The sequence below is a fragment of the Bacillus coahuilensis m4-4 genome (assembly GCF_000171615.1).
Classification (GTDB): Bacteria; Bacillota; Bacilli; order Bacillales; family Bacillaceae_K; genus Bacillus_T; species Bacillus_T coahuilensis.
Genome location: NZ_ABFU01000060.3, coordinates 13,166 through 37,691, shown reverse-complemented (window position 1 = coordinate 37,691; position 24,526 = coordinate 13,166). Strand labels below are relative to the sequence as shown.

Below are 24,526 nucleotides of genomic sequence, written 5' to 3'. Positions count from 1 at the left end.
ATTTTCTACTGATTATAGTTTTCTCGTTACCTCCCTCACACCACTCGTGCTTTTCTTTTCAACTTCAATTATAATAAGACAGGAAGTGACAAAATCTTAGATTGCAGGTGTATAAGAAAATGAAAATAGCAGTTGCAGGTACTGGTTACGTTGGGTTATCGAATGCTGTATTACTAGCACAACATTTCCCTGTTGTAGCCTTAGATATTAATGAAGAAAAAGTGGCGATGATTAACCGTAAAGAGTCTCCGATTGTAGACAAAGAAATCGAAGAATTTTTAGCTGAGAAGCCACTTCAATTGAAAGCGACAACGAACAAAGAAGAGGCTTATCGTGATGCAGATTTCGTCATCATTGCAACGCCTACGGACTATGATACGAAGCTTAATTATTTTAATACAAAAACGGTGGAGAGCGTGATTGAAGACGTTCTTGCTATCAATCCGAATGCTGTGATGGTGATTAAATCAACGATTCCAGTGGGATACACAAAAAGTGTTCAAGAAAAATACTCTACTGAAAATATTATGTTCTCTCCGGAATTCCTGCGCGAAGGAAAAGCATTACATGATAATCTGTATCCTTCTCGTATTATCGTAGGAGAGACATCCGAGCGTGCGAAGCAGTTTGCGGGACTATTGTTAGAAGGTGCACATAAAAAGGATGTTCCTGTACTGTACACAAACTCTACTGAAGCAGAAGCTGTTAAGCTATTTTCAAACACGTATTTAGCCCTTCGCGTTGCGTATTTCAACGAGCTTGACACATACGCTGAGATGAACGGTCTTGACGCACAGCAGATTATTGAAGGTGTCGGCTTAGATCCGCGTATCGGAACCCACTACAACAATCCTTCATTCGGATATGGCGGTTATTGCTTACCAAAGGATACAAAGCAATTAAAAGCAAACTACCAAAACATCCCGAATAATATTATTACAGCGATTGTAGAGGCGAACTCTACTCGTAAAGATCATATCGCGAGCATGATACTAGAACGAGAGCCAAAAACGGTTGGAATTCACCGCTTGACGATGAAAACAGGCTCTGACAATTTCCGAGCTTCTTCTATTATTAGCATTATGAATCGCTTAATGGAAAAAGGTGTAGAGGTCGTTGTCTATGAACCAGTATTAGACGAGGCTCTCTTCCAAGGAGCAAAGGTTATAAAGGACCTAGAAGAGTTCAAAACCATTTCAGATGTGATTGTCACAAACCGACTATCAGATGAAATTAAAGATGTGAAAGAGAAAGTGTATACGAGGGACTTGTTTAGTAGGGATTAATTCGTTACATGTCACATCATATATAAAGCATGCCAAGATACTTACCATCTGGCATGCTTTTTTTATCTCACCTAAAGCTTAAAACAACCCAACAATCTTCCCATCATTCTCCACTGTCATATTTAGCGCAGCGGGTACCTTAGGTAGCCCTGGCATCGTCATCACGTCCCCTGTTAAGGCAACGAGGAATCCAGCTCCAACCGACGGCTTAAATTCTCGAACCGTAATCGTGAAGCCTTTCGGTCGACCAAGCTGGCTAGGATCATCGGATAAGGAATATTGTGTTTTCGCTACACAAATGGGCAAGTTATCCCACCCTAGTGCTTTATACTGTTGGATTTGCTGTAATGCTTTTTTACTAAAGCTAACGCCATCCGCCCCGTAAACCTTTTGCGCAATCGTTTCTAGCTTTTCTGGAATAGAATCAGATAAGGCGTACAGATGATTGAATGTGTTTTCAGTACTTTCAATCGCTTCCATCACTTTTTCTGCTAGTGCCACTCCACCTTCTCCACCTTTTTCCCATACTTCAGATAAGGCAACAGGATACCGATGATCCTTACACCAAGATTGTAACGCTTGAATTTCTGCCTCTGTATCTGTAGTAAATTTGTTTAGCGCTACCACAAAAGGAAGTCCAAATGATTGAATGGTTTCAATGTGTTTTTGTAAATTCGCTACTCCTTTGAGCAGAGCTTGAACATTTTCGGCTTGAAGTTCGTTTTTCGGCACTCCTCCATGCATCTTCAGCGCACGTATCGTCGCCACCACTACAACGGCACTAAGCTCAAACCCCGCTTGACGTGCTTTTATATGTAAAAACTTCTCAGCCCCTAAGTCCGCTCCAAAACCGGCTTCCGTAATAACGTAATCGGCAAGCTTTCTTGCAAAGGTAGTAGCAATCACACTATTACATCCGTGAGCAATATTCGCAAATGGTCCCCCGTGAACAATAGCTGGGGTATTCTCTAATGTTTGCACAAGATTTGGCTGAATAGCTTCTTTTAATAGCACAGTTAAAACACCATCAGCACCAAGGTCCCGTGCGGTAATTGGTCGATTCTCACGGGTGAACGCGACGACAATATCACCAACTCGCTTTTTTAAATCCTGAAGGTCTTTCGCTAAGCAGAAAATCGCCATAATTTCTGAAGCAACCGTAATATCAAATCCGTCCTCACGAGGCACCCCCTGAACAGGACCACCTAGTCCCACAACCACTTGACGAAGCGCTCGGTCATTTAGGTCTACAACACGCTTCCATACAATACGCCTAGTATCAATCTCTAGTTCATTACCTTGATGGATATGATTATCAATCAGAGCGGAAAGAGTATTGTTGGCTGTCGTGATCGCATGAAGATCTCCAGTAAAATGAAGATTAATATCTTCCATTGGCACCACCTGGGAGTATCCACCACCTGCCGCCCCGCCTTTGATCCCCATAGTAGGGCCTAAAGAAGGCTCTCTTAGTGCAATAATAGACTTCCTCTTTAACCTTTCGAACGCTTGACCAAGCCCTACTGTCACCGTGGACTTTCCTTCACCGGCTGGTGTCGGATTTATGGCCGTTACTAAAATCACCTTGCCATCTTTTTGGTCATGAAAACGATTCATGGCTTCAAATGTAATTTTTGCTTTATATTTTCCGTACATCTCGATATCGTCTTCTTGTAACTCAAGCTTCGCTGCAATCTCACGAATATGCTTCATCTTAGCCTTTTGAGCGATTTCAATATCTGATGGAACCTGGTTCGTATGTAAACTCATTATCGGAACCTCCTAGAGAATAGTCTTGATAGAGCCTATTGTATCACTTTTTAGTGGAAAGAGAATGTGTGAGAATACTTTAAAACGATCTAACGGCGACATCAATGTGAACCCCGAATGGTTTCTTTCAATTGAAGGTGAAATAAGAAAGAGCTCTGCCATTTTTTATTTTTACTTTCATCCGTCCCTCTGCCCATTTGCCCGCAAATTAAAAATTTTGCCCGTAACCACGTAAGATTTGCCCGTAAACGAAATATTTTGCCCATAAGCTAACTCCATTTGCCCGCAAACTAATAATTTCACCCATAACCACTACCCTTTTTCACGTAAATCTATCAACAACAAAATATCCCCCTTAAGTCCAAGGGGGATATTTCTATTGTCACAGCCTGAACCATTCCCACACATACTTTAAAAGCTCACTAGCCCCTTGTTTGCGTGTTTCATGGGTCTGCCACCAGTCGGAGCCAAATTCTTCTTCGCGAACGGGAACAGATATGACTTCTATTCCTTTTTCTTTCAGTGTTCGCTCAAATATCCATTTGGCACGGCCAGAGTGAAAGGAACTGGTGGTTAGGATCATTTTACGAACAGCAAGTTCCTCTAATAACGGAACGGCCTGCTCTGCTTCTTCCCGAGTACTTGTTACATCACCATACGTCAAAATGGCATTGTCCGGCACACCTAAATGGATAAGGTGCTCACGCATTATATCACCTGTATACGTATTCCAGCCCACTTTGGCCATTGAAACCACGATGGTGTCAGTATACCCTTCATGGTAGAGCTTAGCCGCTTCCGCCTCTCGTTCACCTTGTGCTCCTCCACTTAATACAAGGATCACATCAGCAGGCACAGGTGGATTCTTTTCTACTAGTAAGGTATGACTTCTTTTAAACAGGAGAATCATAGCTAGAACCAAGACCATCACGAAGATAAATAGAAACCAGACCATTTTATATTGAATTAAACTTTCAATCCTCATCTTTTACACTCTCCTAAATTCTTCTATCTTATTCTAGCATGTGTTCACACCCACTAGAATGTAAAGAGTGTAAATTTGATGGCCCTATTAAACAAGTACTCTGCCTCCCACGCGCTCCCACAAAATTGTAGCGATTCTCTCCGCAGCTTTCCCATCACCGTATGGATTGGACGCTTTTGACATAGATTGATAAAGATATTCGTTTGTTAATACATCCTTTGTGTGATGATAAACCCCCCGTTCACTTGTTCCAACGAGCTTCAACGTACCTGCCTTTACGCCTTCTGGCCGTTCCGTTGTATCACGTAACACTAAAACAGGTACACCAAGGGAAGGGGCTTCTTCTTGCACGCCACCTGAGTCTGTCAAAATAAGCGATGCCCGTGCAGCGAAGTTATGAAAATCCAACACTTCTAATGGATCGATTAAATCTACTCTGTCAATTCCACCTAATAGGTCATAGGCATCTTTTTGAACGAGGGGATTTAGATGGACAGGGAAGACGACATGCACATCTTCATGCTCAAGGACGATTCGACGGATCGCTTTGAAGATATTTCTCATAGGTTCCCCTAAATTTTCACGTCGATGAGTAGTTAAGAGGAGCAATCTTTTGTTCTCTAGCTTAGATAAGATAGGGTGTTGATAGTGAGGCTGAACGGTCGTTTGTAATGCATCAATAGCCGTATTGCCTGTGACAAAAATGGTTTCTTGGGATTTTCCTTCTAGAAGTAAATTCTGTGCGGATTGTTCTGTAGGAGAGAAATGAAGATCAGCCATAACGCCTGTTAGTTGACGATTACACTCTTCTGGATAGGGTGAATACTTATTCCATGTACGCAAGCCTGCTTCCACATGCCCTACTTTTATTCTATGGTAAAAGGCAGCTAAGCTTGCAACAAAGGTCGTGGTAGTGTCACCATGAACTAATACAATATCTGGATTTGCCTCTGCCATTACTCGATTAAGACCCTCTAAAGCGCGAACGGTGACATCCGCTAGAGTTTGACCCTTTTTCATTATATTTAGATCATAATTCGGTGTTATTGAAAATATGGATAAAACTCCGTCGAGCATTTCTCTATGCTGAGCAGTGACTGCGACAATGGACTCAAATTGGTGAGAATTTTTTCAAGCTCTAATACAACTGGTGCCATCTTAATGGCCTCGGGTCTTGTTCCAAAAACCGTCATCACTTTCACTCTCTTTGTCATCCTATCTCCTCCATTTGTGGGAGGGGACAGGGACCTTGTCTTATAAGACAAGGTCCCTGTCCCCTGCTTTTCATCTTAGGGACTTTTCAATTTAGGTATGATGTACTATACTACATAGTATACACGTTCTTTATTAAGAACAAAACTATTTTGTTTGTTCTTAATCGAAAATATTCATTCACTTTAGTGTGTCAAAGGATGCCATTAAAAAGGAGATGGAGGCTATGAAGGTATATAGAAATAACGCACGATTGTTTGTTTTTATCCTGTTGTTGAGTCTATGTCTAATCACGAGCGCAATTTCTTTCGTACCGGCTGTGGATTCAAAAGGTGTACCAGATTCCATGAAGGTTTTAGTGATATATTCAAATGAATCAGGGGAGTTAAGCGAGAATCAGAGATTACTAGATATGCTCATAGGTCACTTTACTACGAACATACAATTTGTTAGTAGTTTAAAAGTTTCCCCTAACGATACACAGGGGGTTACACACTTATTCTATTATGGTGAGCAGTATGAAACGCTTCCTAACACAGTTAGGGAAATCTTTGATGATTTCATTGGGACAAAGATGGCGATTGGTCATAATGTGGAGCAGCTCGGAGACTCCTATTCCTTTGTTCGTACGAAACGCGCTGTGACTATTAACGAGATATCCATGGATAAAACCACATTACCAACCGTTCAGGACCGATTAATTAAACATATCATCCTTGATCAAGGCGTAACGATGCATGTAAGTGCCCATAATGGTGCTTATGAGTATCCTCTTCTTATTCAACAAAATGAAAACTACTACTATGGAGCGTTTAAATTAGATTCATTATTTTCTACCTTTTTCGCTGAAAAGCTTCACACGTTTTTTAAAATTGAACACGAAGAATTACATCATGCCTATCTTCGGTTAGAAGATATCCATCCTTTGACTGATCCGAATGAACTTAAAAAAATTGGCGATATTTTATATGAGAAGAATATCCCTTATATTTTGTCGGTGATTCCTATCTATGTGATAAGTGAAACTGGGAAAGAAATACAGTTCAAGGATTCTCCTAGATTAGTAGAGGTGTTACAAGATTTACAAGACAAGGGAGGAAGCGTGATTTTACATGGCTATACCCACCAGTACAGAGGAGACGAAACGGGAGAGGGCTTTGAGTTTTGGGATGTTGAAAATAATATGCCGATATCTGGCCCTGCTGATGTGCCAATTGAACCCTTAAATCCTGACAATTTCAGTACGAAAGAGGAATACGAATATGAACGATTGAAGCGAGTAGAGTTTGAAACAGACTATGTTCAAACAAAGGTGGAAAAAGGAATTGAAGAGCTTGTTAGTTATGGTCTCTACCCTGTAGCCTTTGAAGCCCCTCACTATACAATGTCACAGAACGCCTATCATATCGTTGGGGATTATTTTTCAACCTACATCGGCCAGCTACAACTTAGTGATGAAAATTGGAAGATCATGCAACCATCCCCATATGAAACATCCCCTTCTTTCTTAAATGGAATGAAGCTATTACCTGAAACAGTGGGCTTTGTAGATCCAGAGAATCCACATGTTTTGGTGGACATTGACCGAGCCATTGAGCGGCAGCTTGTAGTACGAGACGGGGTGGTGGCAGGCTTTTATCATTCGTATCTTGGTGTGGAACGCTTTAAAGAATTTCTTGCTCTTCTTGAGTCCACTCCCAATATTCAGTGGATAGACTTAAAGAGCTATAGGAGCGTAACGGCGATAGACAATGTTTCCATTGAAGTGAATGAAGAAAGCGGAACATTAGTTCATATTGATTATTTAAAAGCTGCTCGAGATACGCCACAGTTAGTCGATCAGCTTATACAAAAGATTACGAACAACGTTTTATGGTTTATTGTATTTATCGCTGGCGGGATGGTATGTATCTTCTTTTTTACTGCAGCTGTCTTCCATTTACGAAATTCTTCCCAAAAAGGAGAGCTTAGGTGATGGTGAATGGGCTGTTTTATTCCTGCTTATTTCTTATTTGGGGAATGCTTTTGTATCATATGTTCTTAATGCTCGGTAGTGTCTTTCATTATTTACAAGGGAAAAAGTTGATTAAAAAATAGGAAAAAAGTCAAATTACGCTCACTACCGACCGTAAGTGTCCTAGTCCCCGCTCATAATGAGGAAGTCGTCATTGAAGATACGATTAAAGCCATGCTTAAGCTCCGTTATCCAAAAGATAAGCTTGAGATTATTATTATCAATGATAATTCTTCAGACGGGACTGGAGCAATTGCCGACAGATATGCAAGACGATACCCTTTCCTAAAGGTTCTTCATACAAGGCCACCCCATGCAGGAAAAGGGAAATCTGGAGCACTCAATCAAGGATATAATATGTCCTCAGGTGAAATCGTGGTCGTCTATGATGCAGATAACACTCCTGAACCTGATGCTGTAACGTATTTGGTTATGGGGCTTGTGAATGATCAAAAGGCAGGAGCGATGGTAGGTAAATTTCGAGTGATCAATGCCCATCAATCTCTACTCACTCGCTTCATTAACATTGAAACTATCACCTTTCAATGGCTTGCTCAAGCTGGGAGATGGTTTTGGTTTAAGCTTTCAACCATTCCAGGCACCAATTTTGCCATCCGTAGGTCTATTCTTGAAGAGCTAGGAGGATGGGATGAAAAGGCTTTATCTGAGGATACTGAACTGAGTATTCGCGTTTACAACCTTGGCTATCATATTCGCTTCTTTCCTGCCGCCATCACATGGGAGCAGGAGCCAGAGACCTGGAGAGTATGGTGGAAGCAGCGAACTCGCTGGGCAAGAGGAAATCAATATGTCATTGCAAAATATATCTTTTCTTTTATGAAATTAAAACGAAAACGAGTGTTTTTAGACTTATTTTACTTTTTATTTACGTACTTTCTTTTTCTTATTCAGCGTGCTCGTATCTGATGTGATTTTCGTGATGAATTTTGCCTTTGATTTTAACCTCGCCATTGGGCCTGTATCTCTAGCATTATTGGTACTTGCCTTTCTTTTATACGTAACAGAAGTCTTGGTCGCTCTCAGCATAGAGCGTGGGCAATTAACGGTAAAAAATGCGCTCATAGTCATGCTCATGTACTTTACGTATTCTCAAGTATGGATAGCTCTTGTTGTCTATTCCTTGTACCTTGAAACAAAGCGAGTTCTCTTAAAGCAAGAATCAAAATGGTATAAAACAGAGCGGTATAAAAAAGCTTCTTAATTTAATAAGGTTGGAGGACATTTGAATGAGACGAGCAAGGAGAGTGAATAGAAAGCGTTCGTTTGTTAAAACGTTTGCGGTCATGCTGGTCATGGTGTTCACCTTATCAGGTGTTTGGCAGTTGGTCGATATAAAAAGGAGTGTGATGGCTATGAGAACAAGCTTACATCCGACTCATTATTTTATAGAAAATCATTTGATGAACCCAAATGACACCATTGCTACGTATGTAAAAGAGGATACAAACAAGGATAGTGATTTTGTTAAAGGCCGAGAAGCCATCTCTGAATCCCTTGGTCTTTGGATGATGTATGGAATCGAGGTGTCTGATCAAGCTCTATTTGATAAAAGCGTCCAGTCCCTGCAAATCTATTTTTTAGACAGGAGAGGGATGGTTTATTGGAGGCTTGACCCCCTAGGGCAACCAAACGTATCCACCAATGCATTAGTAGATGATTTGAGGATACTAGAGGCCCTTCACTTAGGATATGAAAAATGGGAAGATACTCGGTATCTTGAGCTCTTCCAAACAATAAGTGATTTCATGCTTTCTCATAATGTAAAAAATGGGTACTTTATTGATTTTATGACGAATCCTATCAATTGGCGGCTGATACTATCAGTCTGACGTATATGAATCCAGTAACATTGAAACGGCTCTCTGGTCGTTCTGATCGCGGGGATGCAGCAATTGAAAAAACGCTCCAACTATTGAAACAAACTCCAACTGACGGTTCCTTTTACCCGTTACGATACTCTGTAGTGACAGAGGAGTATGAATACAGTGAAACAGTGAATCTGATTGACCAAACGTTCATTGCAATCAATTTAAGTAGTATAGGCGTAGACACCTCTGATTATGTAGCATTTCTGAGAAATGAATGGGAGCGTCAAGGTGTGGTGTACGGCATGTATGATGCGAAAACAAAGGAGCCTACTGTGTCTCATGAATCACCTGCTCTCTACAGCTTAATTGTCGACTATGCCTCAAGCATCGGCGAAACAGAAATCGCAACCAAAGCTTATGAAAGAATGATAGAATTCCAAAATAAACATATCGTCTCTCCCTATTACGGAGGCTACTCTATCGGACTAGCACCCGGCGACCAAAATTCCCATAGCTTCGACAACCTCCTCCCCCTCCTAACAGAAGCCAAACGCGGGGAGTGAAACAGGGGACAGGGACCTTGTCTTACAGGACAAGGTCCCTGTCCCCTGCTTGCCGTTTGTCCTACTATTTCGTTTTCCGAATATTTTTAATTGACAGGTTTTTGTAGTACCTATATACTATGGATAAGTTGATATTTGTGGGAGAGATGAAGAGAGCACACTGGTTACCCTATAGTCTTGGGGGAGCTGTGTGCTCTTTTGTATTCTTTTTTCTGTCCTAGCTTGTACTCTGCACTTTAAATGTATCAAGGTTTTTGAGTATTTTTTGCTAAATTCCAATAATATCCTTAGTATATTTTAGACTAGTTGTCTATAAATTTAGTAATAAGTCAGTATGGTCATACTTTCCTATATGGGTAAGCGCTGATCGCTGATTTATATATAGATTAAAAGGGGTGAAAGAATTGAATAAAGGAAAAGGACCCAAGTTTTATGTGATAGTCTCTATTGTGTTGTGTTTGATTAGTATGGTCGGAGCATCTTTTGTCCAAACATCAGGTGGTCAAGTGGAGATGAAGGATTTACGATGGGAAACAGCTTCCGGTCATATGATGAGTGCACTTTTACTTATTCCTGAAGATGTAAGCGTATCCAATCCTGCACCTGGGATTGTGACGAGTCACGGGTGGTATAACAACCGTGAGATGCAGGATTTGAATTATGTTGAATTAGCACGTAGAGGGTACGTGGTGATGTCCATTGATATGTACGGACACGGGAACTCCGATGCCGTTACTCCTGAAGAGTGGGCTAACCAGGGAACTGGCATGTACGATGCGGTTGAGTTAATGGCCGATCTACCTTATGTGGATTCCTCTAATATTGGGGTGACGGGTCACTCCAACGGTGCACGTGCCGCTAACTGGTCAGTGAAAGCAGATAATGAGAAGCCAGCTGATGAGCAATTGATCTCCTCTGTTTTACTTGTCGCAAATGATGCGATGTATACGAATGATCCGAATGAACCAATCTACTGGTCACTTCGTACAGGAGAAGAAGAATATGCGAACGTATATGGTACCAGAGATGTTGGGATTATCGCCGCTCACTATGATGAATTTTTCTTTAGAAGCTTGAACGGAGGAAATCCAACGGTTCCACGCGATTACATTGATACAGAGTATGCCCAGTCCTTCCTACATTTTGGGATGGATCCTGCAGAAATCACCAGTACACGTGACAGCTATTCCTTTTACAAACAGGATGTAGACGGAGTCGAAGCAACGCGCGTGATTTACAATCCAGCTCAAATTCACCCGTGGAACCATTTTTCTAAAACGGTTGTGGAAAGCACTCTTGAGTACTTTGATGAGACGATGGGGACACCTGATCCTATTTCTCCAAGCAATCAAATTTGGCAATGGAAAGCCGTTTTTAACTTTATTGGACTGATCGGATTTGTCATGTTTGTCATCAGCTTTACAGGCCTACTAGTCGAGACGAAAGCCTTTGCTTCGTTAAAAGCTAGCAAAATCCCAACACAACAGGACGCACCTCGAGGGGTTGGAAAGGCTTGGTTCTGGGGCGGTTTAGTCGTCAGCGCCTTTATTTCAGGGTATACGTATTTGAAATTGTATCCGTGGAGTGTAGAAAATATCTCAGGCTTCTTCCCGCAATTCCCGGTCTTTTATATCGGAATATGGTCCCTTGTGATGGGTGTGGTAACACTCGTGATCTTGGCTCTATCTTATTTCTTCTTTAACAAGAAGGCTGGTTTGAATCTAAGAGAAACTGGCGTCATCATCGGCTTCAAACCGTTACTTAAAACCATTCTTTTAGCTGTCGTAGTCACATCCGCAGCCTTCAGCTTAGTCTTTATTGCCGACTACTTCTTTAAAACCGACTTTAGACTTTGGGTATTGACCATCAAGGCATTCGAACCAGATAAAATACTTATCATGTTAAAATATTTACCATTCTTCCTTGCCTTCTATGTGGCAAACTCCATCGCCAACAACGTCTTCAATTACGTGGCAGTCGGAAAGAAAGAATGGATGAACACCGCATTACTTACTCTCTTTAACGGCCTAAGTGCTATCGTGTTAGTCGCAATTCAATACACGAACTTCTTTGTAACAGGTGAAGTTTATTTTACAAGCGTATCTCCTATTATCGGCATCTGGTTATTCCCAATTATCATTGTCATTCCACTTGCCGCCATCGTGACACGCAAAATCTACCGAGCAACAAACAACCCGTACCTTGGTGGAATCATATACGCCATCATCGTCACCATGATGATGGCCTCCAACACACTGACACAGCTGTAGGTGGTTTTGGGGACAGGGACCTTGTCTTGCCCGCTCTGCCACAGGGTGACAACAGGGACAGGGACAGGGACTTTGTCCTACACCCTTGCTTACTCGTCAAGATGAATGAAGAGTGAATCTTAGGATTCGCTCTTTTTTTAATGGCTGATGGACTCTATTAAGTTTTCGAAATTTTACAAAATTTACTCCTCTCTCCCTTTTCGATTCTACTAGACGTGCTATACTATTTAGTAATAGATTCATGCTGGGAGGTAGTTAAATGAGTGTTGGTCGTAATGAGCCATGCCCTTGTGGGAGTAGAAAGAAATATAAGAAGTGTTGTGGATTGGAGAAGGTGGTTTCTTTAGACAGTCTATGGTTAGAAGAGTTACATAAGATTCAGGTGTTTTTTGTTCAAAATTTTACGAAGGAATATGAAGATGACATTATGTCTCTAGCCATGGATCTTCTAGAAGATTATGCTATTCCTGATGAAATACGGGAAATTTTCACCTTTCTTGTTACGGTTGATATGTCAACGAATACTGATCAAGAGGAAGAAGAATCTGCCTTTGATTATTTTATCAACTATCAATTACCTAAAAACTTAAGAGGTCGTACGATTGACACATTAGTAAAGTGGATCGACTGTAGGCCGTCTATTGTCCAGCTTCAAGAGATTCAAAAGGACAGATTAATAGGAACAGACTTAGGAACAGATCAAATTGTACATATACGGGCAACACAATCAGATGAAAAAGAAGAGTTTGCACACTATACTCCGGGTACACTTTTATTCGGAACATTACTTCCACTCAATGACCAGGAATCCACATACTTTCTAGCTCCAATGGCAACGCCACCTGTTAATTCTATTAGAGAATTCTTAGAAGATAATTCCCAGGCTAATGGTGAGGTAGGCTCTCTCTCAGATGGTATTCAGGAGAACTTCTTGTTACTCTATTTAGAAATACTAAGCGCACATAGCCATGATGTGATCGACATCAACGAAATCGAATGGCCCACCCAAAAGCACTATAACGTGGCGGCGGCTTTTGAGGATATGATGAGTGACCAGCCCGTCCCACCTGAACTGATTGAAACAGGCCTAATGGTTTGGCACATGTATTGCGTAGAAGTAAATCCTACCATTCAGAAGGAAGCGATTTATATTGCAAGCCTTCTCTATTTTATTGATCATCTTGAAGGAGCACCCAAAATCTTCACTTATAGCCAGCTAGGTGACCTATTTAAAGTGGGGCCCGGTTCCATTAAAAAGAGATATCATGAATTAAAGGAACTATTCGATGAGATGGTGGAACAAGCTCGGTGAGGGGGCAGGGGCAGACAGGGGGACAGACAGGGGGACAGGGACTTTGTCCTTCAAAAGAAGGACAAAGTCCCTGTCCCCTCCCCCACCTTAATTCCGCAGTCTCAAATTGATCTTTTCTTTGTCAAATTCTCGCGACTGTTGATGTTTCTCCCACTCTTTCATATTTTTATAATCAGGATGGCTAGGATCACCAATGACGGTTAAAAAGTATTCATATCCTGGTTCCCCACCAACATCTTCAGGTGGTCTTTTACCAGTGCCATCTAAGCAAACCGCATAATTCTTTTTGTAGTCTTCAATCTTTCGAACTATCTGAATATCATGCTTCCAATCATCCCCAAAATCATAAACGTATAAAATGCGAGCTGGCATATATTCATCTATTCGTATACCGCCTTCCATCATCGTAGGAATATCTTGTTGATCATGAAAAGCTTCTCTATTCATCACTAAATGCATCACTGGCTTTTGATCAAGGGGAAACGCCTTGGTTTGTTCATTCTCTGCTTCTGGATAAATATAGAACTCATGCAAATGAGAGTTATGCCAACCAAACGTTCGTTGAATAATTTTATGTAACTCCTTAAACGTAGTGGATAGTGGAACCGCCACTTTTCTCCATACCTCGTGATTTTCTAACATCAGTGTAATTTTAAGCTCCCATGCTCCTACTTGGAAAATAGCTTCACCTGCTAATTCCTCTAAGTGGTTGTACATTTCCTTGTGTGGATAGAGATAAGAATTTTTTCCGTTTCCAACCATAAATTCATTCATCCTGACACTCATCTGCGGCTGTATCAGGGATTCGCCATCAATCATATCAAATAACACATACATGGTTTCAGCTGACTTGTTCATCCGCGCAACAGAAGTTCTGTCCTTCGTTTTCGTATAAAAGACTTTCCCAGCCTTCTCTAAATACAGGTCGATTACAGTATCTTTTATTTTTTCCTGGCGAAGCGTTTCTCTAATGGCCTCAGGGATGATCGCATCAAGTCGTTTCAAGTCCTTTGCCTTTAACCCAAACACCACAACCACATAGCGAGTCAAATCATTCACAAGGACAAGAAATTGATAGCGACCTTCTTTAATCAAATTACCGTGCCATGAATAAAAAAGGATGCTCCTCAACCTCCATATCACTTGGCTTCACCTTCAACGCATCAAGCAACTTCTTCGTACCTTGAATCTTCATCTAACCATCCTTTCTGAATGGGCTTTTTGAGGGGACAGGGACTTTGTCCCCTCATCAGTTTAGCCCGTCTTATTTTTGTTAATACTAGTTTAAAGTATTAATAGGTTATATGGTAGTGGGAGGAGAGAGGAATAAAATGATTCTTCAATTAAAGGTTACGTTAAAAGGGATGGAGCCACCTGTTTGGAGGAGATTATTAATAGAGGATTCTATGAAATTTTATGAGTTTCATCTTGTACTTCAAACGCCATTTGAATGGTTGGATATGCATCTTCATGAGTTTAGTATGGTCAAAACAAATGGGGTACAACTTTTTAGGAGTGTCGACATAGCGCAAAACCATCCGGATGCCTATACCACATTTGAATACGAGGAGCATAAAGAGTTAGTAGGAGATTGGTTTAAAGATAAATGGGACAAAGCCATCTACACATACGATTTTGGAGACAATTGGCAACATATCATTGTCTTAGAGAGAATCGTGCAAAAAGATCCAAAGCGAACCTACCCGAATTGCGTAAAAGCCGTAACAAATGCACCTCGAGAGGGTAGTCGAATTGATGGGACAGGGGGACAGGGACTTTGTCCTTCAAAGAAAGGACAAAGTCCCTGTCCCCTCCCCCTCATCGCCTAGCAAAATCCACAAAACGGAATTTATCCAACCGGTGCCGTGACTCTGTATACTGAAACAGCTGCGCATGGTCAAGATACACGTAGTTCTTTACCACCACCACATGGTCATACTCCAATAAATCGAGCCACATCTTATCATCTTCCGTACACGGCTCGACCACAATTTCTTTCTTGGCAAAGCTTATTTGAAGACCCACTTCGTTCTCTAAATACTCATAAATCGATCCCTTTGCAATCTCCGCATCAAGTACCGCCACATACCGCTTCAGGAAATAATCAATATCTAAAATAATGGCTTCTCCGTCAATCTTCCGAGAACGAACGACCTTATACACCTGCTCGTCCTTCCCTATATTCATCTGGCTCTGCAGCACATGATTCGGCTTCTCCACCGTCACACTATGCACGATGGTCTCCGCATCTTCATTCATCTTTTTCATAATCTCTTTAAAGCTCACAAGCCCTGAAATCGGAAAATCAAACTTGTTAATATCCAGCACCACAGAGCCCTTTCGGTGGATTTTCTGAATATACCCCTTCTGAGACAACAAGTTTAAAGCCTTTCGAATCGTCTCACGGGAGGTTTGATACGTATCCACTAATTCATGCTCTGACGGTAGCTTCGTATGGGGTGGATATTCTCCACGTTTAATCCGATCTGCCAATTCTTCAAAAATAAGTTGATATTTTACCTCTTTCATTCTTCATCACCCCCCCTATTATACCACTGAGACGAAGACGAGGGGACAGGGACCTTGTCCTGTTGATACCAACAAGACAAGGTCCCTGTCCCCTAAAAAACCTTCTATTTCGTCAAGTGCACAACAACCGACTCATACGGACGCAGCAACATGTTTTTCACATCGGCCTTCGAATCACTATAATTCGAAATCAACACACGTCCTTGGAATCCAGAAATGTCCTCACTCTCTGGTAAACGGAACGTGGCGTCTTCGCCGTAAAAATTATTGACCACTACTAATTTTTCATCCTCCGTTTCCCTCACATACACAAACAACTGTGCATCATCCTTAAGGAGCAAACGATACGAACCATCTGTCACAATATCATAGTCCTTGCGAATCTGATTCAAGCGTTGATAGTGATAGAAAACAGACTCCTTATCTAAAAGAGCAGCCTCCACGTTAATCTCCTCGTACCCTTTTCCTACTTCAATCCAAGGCTCACCACTTGTAAATCCTGCATGCTGGCCGCTCGTCCACTGCACCGGAGTACGTGAATTATCACGAGACTTCTGCTGCAGAATCTCAAGAACCTCTTCCTCGGATTTTTCGTCTTCCTTCAGTAAACGGTACATATTAAGAGACTCCACATCACGATACTGCTCAATGCTCGTGAACTTTGGATTTGGCATCCCAATCTCTTCACCCTGATAAATGTACGGCGTTCCCTGCATCATATGAATGGTCGTCGCCAGCATCTTTGCCGACTCCACTCGGTAATTCTCATCATCACCGAAGCGCGACACAATACGAGGCTGATCATGATTGCACCAGAACAACGCATTCCAACCGCCACCGCGGTTCATGCCGACCTGCCACAGAGATAAAATATCTTTTAACTGAATAAAATCAAATGGTGCTTTTGTCCATTTGTCTCCGTTCGGATAATCCACCTTTAAGTGATGGAAATTGAACGTCATCGATAGCTCCTCACGCTCTGGATGCGTATACTTCACGCAGTGATCAAGAGTCGTCGAAGACATCTCACCCACCGTCATGGCATCATAGTGAGAGAACACTTTTTTGTTCATTTCATGCATGTATTCGTGCACACGAGGACCATCTGTGTAAAATTTTCGTCCATCCCCAGGTGCCACAGAACCATCGTCGTTCGGGAAATCTTGATTCTTTGAGATTAAATTGATGACATCTAATCGGAATCCGTCTACCCCCTTCTCAAACCAGAAGCGCATCATATCGTATAGCTTCTCGCGAAGTTCTTCATTCTCCCAGTTCAAGTCTGCCTGCGTAACATCAAACAAGTGAAGATAGTATTGCCCTGTCACCTCGTCATACTCCCACGCATTTCCGCCAAACTTTGACTCCCAGTTCGTCGGAGGACCACCGTCGACTGGATCCTTCCATATATAGTAGTCTCGATAAGGGTTATCCTTGGACTGCTTCGCCTCTTGGAACCACTCATGCTCTGTCGACGTGTGATTCACGACAATATCCATAATGATTTTCATCCCGCGTCTATGACTTTCAGATAATAAACGCTCCACATCCTCCATCGTTCCAAATTCCTCAAAGATCGAGAAATAATCACGAATATCGTATCCGTTGTCTCGTTGCGGAGAATCATAAATGGGCGTTAACCAAAGCACATCAACACCAAGCTCCTTTAAATAGTCCAGCTTCTCTATAATTCCATTCACATCACCCACGCCATTACCAGTCGTGTCATTAAAACTTCTCGGATAAATTTGATAAACTACGGCCTTCTTCCACCAAGGCTGCTTCATACTCTCACCGCCTATATTTATTTAGGGGACAGGGACTTTGTCTCCCCATTTCAAATTCAACAAGGAGACAAGGTCCCTGTCCCCAAACAAGGGAAGGCTGACCTTCGCAATGTGTACCTGCGGTGGCCAACCTCTCCTCTTTTTTATTTTTCTTTTTTCTACTTTTGCTGTAATGTACGTCAACACGGTTGGTACGACAATAACAATCGCCATTCCGATAAAGAACACTACCCACTTTTCACTTGGAATAGATAAGAATCCTGGTAGACCTCCTACCCCAATGGAGAAGGCTTGTACTTTATTTAATGTGATGAACAATCCAGCAATCGCAGATCCAATTAATGCGAAGATGAACGGATATTTAAATCTCAGGTTCACCCCGAACATCGCAGGCTCCGTAATCCCAAGGTACGCAGATACCGCTGAAGTTAAGGAAAGACCTTTTAACTTCTCGTCCTTTGTCGCAAACATCATCGCTAGTGCTGCAGATCCTTGTGCAATATTAGATAAGGCAAGCATCGGCCATAAGAATGTGAAGCCAGTGCTTCCAATTAACTGAAGATCAACCGCTAAGAACGTATGATGCATCCCTGTAATAACAAGTACTCCGTAGAATCCACCATAGATTAGTCCCCCAATAGCCGGAACCATTTCGAAAATCCATACTAACCCATCCGTTAATGCATTGGCAATCGTAAAGGTAACAGGTCCAATGACCAAGAATGAAACAAATCCTGTAACAAGTAGAGCAATTGGTGCCACTAACAATAGCTGAATGCTATCTGGAATTCGTTTACGTAAGAACAATTCTATTTTAACCAGTACCCAAGACGCGATTAAAATTGGTAGAACCTGTCCTTGATAACCAATCTTTTGAATCTCTAGTCCGAAGATATTCCAAACCGGTACCCCTTCACCTTGAACCGCAGAAGAATACGCCCACGCATTTAAAAGATCAGGGTGAACAAGCATCAATCCGAGCACCATACCTAGTAGCTCACTGCCACCAAACCTCTTCGCTGCTGACCAACCAATCAATCCAGGTAAAAAGACAAACGCTGTATTCGCAATTAAGTTAATAATTCCAGCAAGGTCGGCCCACTGAGGGTATACCTCAATTAATGATTGCTCATCAAAGAAAATTCCTGCACCTGTTAAAATATTATTGATCCCCATTAATAAACCAGCCGTAACAATCGCCGGTAGAATTGGGATAAAAATATCCGCTAACGTCTTCACTGCTTTTTGCAGAGGATTTAAATTATCCGCAGCCGCATTCTTAACCTCTTCTTTTGACACTTGCCCAATCCCAGTCTGCTCTGCCATCTCTTGGTACACCTTATCCACTGTACCTTGTCCAATTACAACCTGGAACTGGCCATTCGTAGAAAACGAACCTCTAACTACATCAATTGCCTCTAACGCTTCTTTATCGACAACGCTTTCATCCTTCAGCGCAAAACGTAAACGCGTCACACAATGCGTCGCTGCCGCAATATTCTCTTTCCCACCAATAGCTTTCACAATATCACGAGCTGCACCCTCATATTGCCCCATACTTTCTCCTCCTAACATGGGGACAGGGACCTTGTCCTCTCTTCGGACACTGGTACCATGTCACCTACTAGTTTTTCTTTTTTTTAGAAGACCCTTTTTTTACACTCAAATCTTCACTGAACCTTTTCAACAAACTGTCACCGCTTACATACAGGTGAATAATAAAGAGACTATCCTCTTTTATACTTACCTCGATCTATGAGTCCAAAACAAAAATAATAGAAACAAACAAGCCAAGATCTTTTCTTGCGCATCATCTTGTATAGACAAGATGTGAATTCCCTTACATTGTATCTTGTATAGACAAGATAGTCAATATGAAAACGCTAACTTTTTAGAGGGACAGGGACCTTGTCTTCCTGTAACCCCTTAAAAAATTTTCCGTCTTATAGACAAAACAATAATGGAAACAGGAGGAATGCGAATGAAAAGGAACGCCGCACGTTTCATACTCTTCATCTTTTTTGTCACAGCTTGCGGAACAACGGAAAACGGAATGGAACAAAGCCCGCAATTTAGCAATTCTTCTTCTACTCTACAGGTTAAAGGGGTCTAAGATGTTGATATTGTCAATGCCCACGGAAGTGTTGAAGGAATCGAACGGATGGAGGAATTTTACGATCATATGCAAAACGGCCAAGAGGACAAAATTCGGATGGTTCAGTACACGATTGAAGGATATCCGGTGGTCAAGGATATTTTATACAACGGAGAAGAACTAACGGTAACCGATGCAAGACAAATTTGAAATTGAGTTAAGGTACGGGCAAGATTTTTCTAATCACATTAGTACAATTTCTGACGAGAAAACGGAGATTTTACCCGGGGGTGAAACCGTTACAGAGTCAGATTTTGACCTATCCGATTCTGTTATTCAAGAGGTTTACAAAAGACTTGTGCTTGCTAATTACTTAGGAGGATAATAGGGACAGGGACCTTGTCCCTTCATCCTAAGACGTGACGCCATCCTTCTCTAAAGATAGAGGGGACAGGACAAAGTCCCTGTCCCCATAAGAGCTCCTTGCAGTTGGATCAATGGTGCAAAAAGGTCTTTTACATGGACGAGAGGAGGGACAGGGACCTTGTCCCTTCATCTTAACATGTGAAGCCATCCTTCTTTAAAAATAGGCTCTGTAAAAGGTAAATGTTAATATTTAATACCTGTCTGAATTCTATATATAAATAACATAAGAACAAGTGTTTGTGTTTAAATGCGAGCAAAGCGTTTAGCAACTTGTTAAAGTATATCGACAAATTACCATACACCCAAAAAGAACAAGTATGTCAATGGGTTAAACGATATGTTGACCCTTCTTTCTCTGCTGGTGGTCGTTTAATCAATGAAATAAGAGGAACTCGCTTTAGGGAAGGATTTGAGTGTCCTCATTGTTCATCGGAACACGTTGTTCGGATCGGAAAATATAATGGTCGGCAACGCTATCTCTGTAAATGTTGCACCAAGACTTTTACCGATACAACCAACACCGTCTTGTACCGTACTCGAAAAGGCACCGAATGGATTACATTCGGTGATTGTATGTTCAATGATATTACCTGCGAAAATCGGCTGAAATCGTAGGGTTACTTGGTTTACGTTTTTTTACTGGAGACACAAATTGTTTTCCGCCTTAAAACAAATGAAGGTTGAATATTTTTGATGGTATCGTTGAAATTGACGAGACCTATTTCCTATACTCTCAAAAGGGACAACGAGGCATTACAGACCGTAAGCCTCGTAAACGTGGCGGTTAATCTAAACACAGAGGAATTAGCCACGAACAGGTTTGTGTTCTCGTTGCAAGAGACCGAACAAAAGCAGCCGTTTCTAAAGTTGCTTGTATGGGGCGTATTGTAAAACCAAAAGACCGAAAAAAACACTATTAAGGGCTTGTATCACATTCTAAATGTAAATGGTCTCTATTCTCGTTTGAAACGATGGATAGACCGTTTTAAAGGCGTAGCTACAAAGTATCTTGATATTTACCTTGCGTGGTTCTTATTTGTGGATAGTCGTAGTAACGAAAGCACTAAACAACATATTTAAGAATTCTTACTATCAACATTTGTATTTGAATTGACGGATACTTATGATAGCTTATGCCAAGCAAAGATTAGTATATATATCTCTATTAAAGTGCTGTTTACCGAATTATCCTTTATGGTTTATTATGGAAGTAAAGGATATGAGAGGTTGTGTGCTGAATTGAAGACTATTATTCAATCATTAGGTATTTCCTTCCTAATTCATTTAATTTATTTAGTCGGAACTGTGGGAGTTGGCTATATAAAAACAAGGAATTATAAACCTGATATTGAGAATAAATGGGGAAATATCGAAACACTTCAAAATGAAGTTTCCTTAGGGATGGTTGGTTCACCACTATTTTTTCTGTTTACCTTCTTAGGAGTAGCATTAATTTGCGGATTAATAATTATTTCCTATCGAAAGTTTGTTTGTTAAAATGTTTCAAATTTACAAGAAATAATACAGCGAAACCTACATTTATTGAGATTCCCCATTAATTTTTTTCTTATTTTCAACATTAAAATTTAACAGAGCCTAAAAATAAAGGGGGACAGGACAAAGTCCCTGTCCCCATAAGAACTCCTACCACAACTCTCTAGCCGGCACCGGGTATCCTATCCTGTAGCCTTGAGCTTTGTCACAGTTGGCAGCTTTTAAGTAAGCATAGTCTTCCTCTGTTTCGACCCCTTCTGCCGTCACTTCTAGGCGAAGGTGCTTTGCCATGGAAAGAATGCTAGCTACGATGGCTTGATTGTTTTCATCTTGTTCAATATTTTGGATAAACGATCGATCAATTTTCAATGTATCTAAGGGATACTTGGTTAAGTAGCTTAAGGAGGAATAGCCCGTCCCAAAGTCGTCCATTGAGAGGGTGACACCTAACGCTTTAAGAGTATGAAGACGGTCACTCATCACTTTCTGATCAAACATGGCGATGCTTTCTGTTACTTCTAAATCAATGAGGCTTGGTTCTAGGTCTGCCTCTTCCAGTAACCTCTTAACATTATCTACGAAATGTTTATCGAGCAGCTGTCGGACAGATATGTTGATGCCCATTTTCACAGGAGGATGCCCTTGTTCTTGCCAGCTTTTACACTGACGAGCCGCCTCTCGAATGACCCATTCTCCTAGAGGTAAAATGAGGCCCGTTTCTTCAGACACAGGAATAAATTCCGCGGGAGAAATCGTTCCAAGCTCTGCGTGATGCCAGCGTAGTAACGACTCAACACCTACAATATCCCCCGTCTCCACTCGCACGATTGGCTGATAGTATAGCTCCAGCTCTTCTCGTTCAAGGGCACCACGAAGCTCTTTCTCAATGACCATTTTTCGGTAAAAGTGCTGATGCATATCTTTGGTGAACAGTTGATAGTTGTTCTTCTCACGATCCTTCACATAATACATGGCAGTATCCGCATTTCGCATGAGTGTTTTAAGGTCTTCCCCTTGCTCTAGGTACACGCTAATTCCGATACTCGGCGTAATATAGAACTCTTGGTTATGTAAAATAAAGCTTTCATTGAACGCAGTGACCAGTCGCTTCGCAATCTGCTCGGCCTTTTCCGTTGAACAGCGTAAATGAAGCAAGGTAAATTCATCTCCGCCTAGACGGTACACCTTCGAGTACAAAAGCAAACTCTTTTCTAAGAATTGCTGCAGCCTCTCCGCGACTTGCACCAATAATGAATCTCCATAATCATGACCAAGAGTATCATTAATATATTTAAAGCGATCCAGATCAATAATCATAACGGCCACACGCTGATCCTTCGCATCCTCACTTGAAATCGCCTGACTTAAATCCTCTAGAAACATGCGGCGATTTGGGAGTCCCGTTAGTTCATCATGATTGGCCTGTTGAATGATCTCATCCTCATAGGCCTTCCGCTGTGTAATATCATGGGATACGCCTAAGAGGCCATGGGGACAGGGACTTTGTCTTTATATATGTAAGATAGCGATAGTTATATATTGTACAAATGACAGACTCAACAATGAACGAATAGATGAATAAGTAGTTTTTCTATTACTACTCACAAAAAAAGACCATAAAATGGTCAAGAGCAAGGAAAGTAAAAAAATATTCATAGGAAAAGGAGCTTGAGCTTTAACTCACCGTTAATCAAACTATGAGGTCTATTCAAAGTTTATACACTTCATAAACAGTACAGAAAAGACAAGGTCCCTGTCCCTACAGGTTTTAGCCATTGAGGCGCCATGGGGACAGGGACTTTGTCTTCTATATAATCAAACAATGAAATTAGTTAAACAAGAATTACCCATAACCTACCTACACTCACCGAATCTTCTCAATCACACTCTTCGAAATCCCAGTAACTCTTGAAATCTGTCGTATGGAAACCCCTCCCAAATCTCTTAAGTTTATTAAAATAGCATTCCTATCTTTCTGACTCATCTGCTGTAATTCACTACTTGTGACGCCAAGCATTTTAAGATACTCTATCACTTCACTATCTGATCTCTTCACACTATACTCCAGACACTGGTCATCGTTATCTTCCTGCATAAAAAGCTTGAATTGATCAAGTGCCGATTTTCTATCTTCAGAGAACAGTTGAAGCCCCTTAGCGGTATCCACAAAGTCTGGTTCTTTCACATACTCTCGGATACTCGTCCACTTGCTTTCCCAGACAGACGTAGACAACCCCGCCTTCAACGGGTTCTGGTGTATGTAACGAAGAACCGTAAGAAAATAGCGAGAATCCTCGACCACTTCACTTTTAAAGCGCTCTTGAAACAAGTGTCCACATCTGGCGTACTTGGAATTATACCAGTGAACAAAGCTTGAACTGATTCTCATCATCACTTTCGAGATCGGCTCCTCCGCTTCCCTTATTAAAAGGTGGACATGATTATCCATCAAACAATAGCTATATAGTTCATATCTACAAATGTCCTTGTACTTTGCTAAAGTTCGTAAAAACGCATACTTATCTTCTTCTTCCTCAAAGATCATTTGCTGGTTAATACCACGTATCATCACATGGTATATCCCCGTACAACTTTTCTTTCGAGCTTTTCTTGGCAAATTGGATATCACCTCTGTCTGTTGTAGTGTGGTTTTGGAATTTGGGGTAAAAATAGAAGGGAAAGGGAGAGAGAATAGACGGTTTCGATGTGGATTTTTGGAGACTATCTCTATCTTATGGATTCTCCAAGAATAGAATAAATCCCTGCTAACTAGATTGAAAATTTTAGGGGACAGGGACCTTGTCTTACTTTCACTTCTTCGATATGTATCCACCATATAGAATAATGTGATGTAACCATTGAATTGTATACATTAGCATTTCGGAATACTAATAACGACAGGGACGAGTAAATATTTAGGAAAATTACTACACACAAATCCCGCCCAATCAAAC

General features: G+C 41.3%; 19 protein-coding genes and 3 pseudogenes. 13 read left to right on the top strand and 9 right to left on the bottom strand.

Annotated features, from left to right (window positions below; translation table 11 throughout):
- Positions 1-119 precede the first annotated feature (119 nt).
- The gene (locus M44_RS15470) at positions 120-1,286 is read left to right on the top strand and encodes a nucleotide sugar dehydrogenase (protein WP_010175029.1); all 1,167 of its coding nucleotides are present in this window, start codon (positions 120-122) and stop codon (positions 1,284-1,286) included.
- A gap of 78 nt (positions 1,287-1,364) precedes the next feature.
- On the opposite strand, the gene M44_RS15465 is transcribed toward M44_RS15470, so the two are convergent.
- From M44_RS15465 to wecB, 3 genes and pseudogenes are all read right to left on the bottom strand, one after another.
- The gene (locus tag M44_RS15465) at positions 1,365-3,056 is read right to left on the bottom strand and encodes a formate--tetrahydrofolate ligase (RefSeq protein ID WP_010175028.1); all 1,692 of its coding nucleotides are present in this window, start codon (positions 3,054-3,056) and stop codon (positions 1,365-1,367) included.
- Positions 3,057-3,438: 382 nt separating this feature from the next.
- Positions 3,439-4,041 (bottom strand): YdcF family protein, encoded by a 603-nt coding sequence (locus M44_RS15455; protein ID WP_010175026.1) that lies wholly within the window; start codon positions 4,039-4,041, stop codon positions 3,439-3,441.
- A gap of 87 nt (positions 4,042-4,128) precedes the next feature.
- Positions 4,129-5,255 (bottom strand): annotated as a pseudogene (gene wecB, locus M44_RS23725) (non-hydrolyzing UDP-N-acetylglucosamine 2-epimerase).
- Positions 5,256-5,479: 224 nt separating this feature from the next.
- Here wecB and M44_RS23720 point away from each other — a divergent pair.
- The 6 genes and pseudogenes from M44_RS23720 (at position 5,480) to M44_RS15420 (ending at position 13,241) form a co-directional block, all read left to right on the top strand.
- On the top strand, positions 5,480-7,228 hold the full coding sequence (locus M44_RS23720; protein ID WP_010175021.1) for a polysaccharide deacetylase family protein: 1,749 nt from the start codon (positions 5,480-5,482) through the stop codon (positions 7,226-7,228).
- Positions 7,228-8,489, top strand: a pseudogene (locus M44_RS23715) (glycosyltransferase family 2 protein). Before M44_RS23720 ends, M44_RS23715 begins: the two are co-directional and overlap by 1 nt.
- 25 nt (positions 8,490-8,514) lie before the next feature.
- Entirely contained in the window at positions 8,515-9,117 is a 603-nt protein-coding gene (locus tag M44_RS15435; RefSeq protein ID WP_029326924.1) for a glycosyl hydrolase family 8, read from the top strand.
- A 5-nt stretch (positions 9,118-9,122) separates the two neighbouring features.
- On the top strand, positions 9,123-9,659 hold the full coding sequence (locus tag M44_RS15430) for a hypothetical protein (RefSeq protein ID WP_029326923.1): 537 nt from the start codon (positions 9,123-9,125) through the stop codon (positions 9,657-9,659).
- A gap of 404 nt (positions 9,660-10,063) precedes the next feature.
- Positions 10,064-11,929: an alpha/beta hydrolase family protein gene (locus tag M44_RS15425; RefSeq protein WP_010175017.1), complete on the top strand. Its 1,866-nt coding sequence runs from the start codon at positions 10,064-10,066 to the stop codon at positions 11,927-11,929.
- Between the two features lie 259 nt (positions 11,930-12,188).
- Complete coding sequence (locus M44_RS15420; protein ID WP_010175014.1) at positions 12,189-13,241, top strand: YecA family protein; 1,053 nt, start codon at positions 12,189-12,191, stop codon at positions 13,239-13,241.
- Positions 13,242-13,328: 87 nt separating this feature from the next.
- Here M44_RS15420 and M44_RS23710 read toward each other — a convergent pair whose 3' ends face one another.
- The gene (locus M44_RS23710) at positions 13,329-14,384 is read right to left on the bottom strand and encodes a plasmid pRiA4b ORF-3 family protein (protein ID WP_237705309.1); all 1,056 of its coding nucleotides are present in this window, start codon (positions 14,382-14,384) and stop codon (positions 13,329-13,331) included.
- Positions 14,385-14,572: 188 nt separating this feature from the next.
- Here M44_RS23710 and M44_RS15410 point away from each other — a divergent pair, with 188 nt between their 5' ends.
- The gene (locus tag M44_RS15410) at positions 14,573-15,070 is read left to right on the top strand and encodes a plasmid pRiA4b ORF-3 family protein (protein WP_010175008.1); all 498 of its coding nucleotides are present in this window, start codon (positions 14,573-14,575) and stop codon (positions 15,068-15,070) included.
- Here M44_RS15410 and treR read toward each other — a convergent pair.
- The 3 genes from treR to treP form a co-directional block, all read right to left on the bottom strand.
- Positions 15,060-15,770 carry a trehalose operon repressor gene (treR, locus tag M44_RS15405; RefSeq protein WP_010175006.1) on the bottom strand — a complete coding sequence of 237 codons (711 nt, stop codon included), beginning with the start codon at positions 15,768-15,770 and terminating at the stop codon, positions 15,060-15,062. The genes M44_RS15410 and treR overlap by 11 nt on opposite strands.
- A gap of 104 nt (positions 15,771-15,874) precedes the next feature.
- Positions 15,875-17,557, bottom strand: coding sequence for an alpha,alpha-phosphotrehalase (gene treC, locus M44_RS15400; protein ID WP_010175004.1), 1,683 nt, complete (start codon positions 17,555-17,557; stop codon positions 15,875-15,877).
- Positions 17,558-17,578: 21 nt separating this feature from the next.
- Positions 17,579-19,114, bottom strand: a complete 1,536-nt coding sequence (gene treP / locus M44_RS15395; protein WP_010175002.1) for a PTS system trehalose-specific EIIBC component — start codon at positions 19,112-19,114, stop codon at positions 17,579-17,581.
- 424 nt (positions 19,115-19,538) lie between these two features.
- Here treP and M44_RS29085 point away from each other — a divergent pair, with 424 nt between their 5' ends.
- The 5 genes and pseudogenes from M44_RS29085 to M44_RS15375 all read left to right on the top strand — a co-directional run bounded on the left by M44_RS29085 (position 19,539) and on the right by M44_RS15375 (position 21,575).
- Positions 19,539-19,670: a hypothetical protein gene (locus M44_RS29085; RefSeq protein WP_010175000.1), complete on the top strand. Its 132-nt coding sequence runs from the start codon at positions 19,539-19,541 to the stop codon at positions 19,668-19,670.
- Between the two features lie 48 nt (positions 19,671-19,718).
- The gene (locus M44_RS26425) at positions 19,719-19,862 is read left to right on the top strand and encodes a DUF4362 domain-containing protein (RefSeq protein ID WP_010174997.1); all 144 of its coding nucleotides are present in this window, start codon (positions 19,719-19,721) and stop codon (positions 19,860-19,862) included.
- Entirely contained in the window at positions 19,846-20,037 is a 192-nt protein-coding gene (locus M44_RS15380; RefSeq protein WP_010174996.1) for a hypothetical protein, read from the top strand. Before M44_RS26425 ends, M44_RS15380 begins: the two co-directional genes overlap by 17 nt.
- 278 nt (positions 20,038-20,315) lie before the next feature.
- Positions 20,316-21,233: pseudogene (locus tag M44_RS26420) on the top strand (IS1595 family transposase); the annotation flags it as partial.
- Positions 21,234-21,317: 84 nt separating this feature from the next.
- Entirely contained in the window at positions 21,318-21,575 is a 258-nt protein-coding gene (locus M44_RS15375; protein WP_010174993.1) for a membrane protein, read from the top strand.
- 147 nt (positions 21,576-21,722) lie between these two features.
- On the opposite strand, the gene M44_RS23705 is transcribed toward M44_RS15375, so the two are convergent.
- Positions 21,723-23,003, bottom strand: coding sequence for a putative bifunctional diguanylate cyclase/phosphodiesterase (locus tag M44_RS23705; RefSeq protein ID WP_272941201.1), 1,281 nt, complete (start codon positions 23,001-23,003; stop codon positions 21,723-21,725).
- A 433-nt stretch (positions 23,004-23,436) separates the two neighbouring features.
- Entirely contained in the window at positions 23,437-24,141 is a 705-nt protein-coding gene (locus tag M44_RS15365) for a transposase (RefSeq protein WP_237705314.1), read from the bottom strand.
- Between the last annotated feature and the right edge of the window lie 385 nt (positions 24,142-24,526).

Bases quoted from the DNA above. Each gene is read 5' to 3' on its own strand.
- M44_RS15470 (WP_010175029.1), top strand. From the start codon at position 120: ATGAAAATAGCAGTTGCAGGTACTGGTTACGTTGGGTTATCGAATGCT.
- M44_RS15465 (WP_010175028.1), bottom strand. From the start codon at position 3,056: ATGAGTTTACATACGAACCAGGTTCCATCAGATATTGAAATCGCTCAA.
- M44_RS15455 (WP_010175026.1), bottom strand. From the start codon at position 4,041: ATGAGGATTGAAAGTTTAATTCAATATAAAATGGTCTGGTTTCTATTT.
- M44_RS23720 (WP_010175021.1), top strand. From the start codon at position 5,480: ATGAAGGTATATAGAAATAACGCACGATTGTTTGTTTTTATCCTGTTG.
- M44_RS15435 (WP_029326924.1), top strand. From the start codon at position 8,515: ATGAGACGAGCAAGGAGAGTGAATAGAAAGCGTTCGTTTGTTAAAACG.
- M44_RS15430 (WP_029326923.1), top strand. From the start codon at position 9,123: ATGAATCCAGTAACATTGAAACGGCTCTCTGGTCGTTCTGATCGCGGG.
- M44_RS15420 (WP_010175014.1), top strand. From the start codon at position 12,189: ATGAGTGTTGGTCGTAATGAGCCATGCCCTTGTGGGAGTAGAAAGAAA.
- M44_RS15410 (WP_010175008.1), top strand. From the start codon at position 14,573: ATGATTCTTCAATTAAAGGTTACGTTAAAAGGGATGGAGCCACCTGTT.
- treR (WP_010175006.1), bottom strand. From the start codon at position 15,770: ATGAAAGAGGTAAAATATCAACTTATTTTTGAAGAATTGGCAGATCGG.
- treC (WP_010175004.1), bottom strand. From the start codon at position 17,557: ATGAAGCAGCCTTGGTGGAAGAAGGCCGTAGTTTATCAAATTTATCCG.
- treP (WP_010175002.1), bottom strand. From the start codon at position 19,114: ATGGGGCAATATGAGGGTGCAGCTCGTGATATTGTGAAAGCTATTGGT.
- M44_RS29085 (WP_010175000.1), top strand. From the start codon at position 19,539: ATGAAAAGGAACGCCGCACGTTTCATACTCTTCATCTTTTTTGTCACA.
- M44_RS26425 (WP_010174997.1), top strand. From the start codon at position 19,719: ATGGAGGAATTTTACGATCATATGCAAAACGGCCAAGAGGACAAAATT.
- M44_RS15380 (WP_010174996.1), top strand. From the start codon at position 19,846: ATGCAAGACAAATTTGAAATTGAGTTAAGGTACGGGCAAGATTTTTCT.
- M44_RS15365 (WP_237705314.1), bottom strand. From the start codon at position 24,141: ATGATACGTGGTATTAACCAGCAAATGATCTTTGAGGAAGAAGAAGAT.